This is a genomic window from Pedobacter immunditicola (assembly GCF_037482985.1).
Lineage (GTDB): Bacteria > Bacteroidota > Bacteroidia > Sphingobacteriales > Sphingobacteriaceae > Pedobacter > Pedobacter immunditicola.
This window is the reverse complement of sequence record NZ_JBBHKC010000025.1, coordinates 1-306: the sequence shown is the minus strand read 5'-3', so window position 1 is coordinate 306 and position 306 is coordinate 1. Positions and strand designations below refer to the sequence as shown.

Annotated in this window: 1 tRNA gene; it reads right to left on the bottom strand. The window is 41.5% G+C overall.

What is annotated here, in order from left to right:
• Positions 1 to 215: 215 nt before the first annotated feature.
• Positions 216 to 292 (bottom strand) — tRNA-Ala (locus WG905_RS19495).
• Between the last annotated feature and the right edge of the window lie 14 nt (positions 293 to 306).

Genomic DNA, 306 nt, shown 5'->3' with positions numbered 1-306 from the left:
GTTAACCCTGTAACTGCAAGTCTTAAGTGAAATCAACACACGTAAACGCGCATTTTCATTCCTTTTAGTCTTTTAGTTAGAAGCTAACAACGTCTCTATTGTTGTTTGCTCTTCTTTATTAACTTCTTCCAATATGTCAAAGAACTTTTCGATCCCCGGTGAAAACATTGCTGTCTTTTCCCTATTTCTATGCCTTTTATTTTAGGCATGGGTGATGGTGGAGAATAACGGAGTCGAACCGTTGACCTCCTGCGTGCAAGGCAGGCGCTCTAGCCAGCTGAGCTAATCCCCCAATAAGAATCTTGT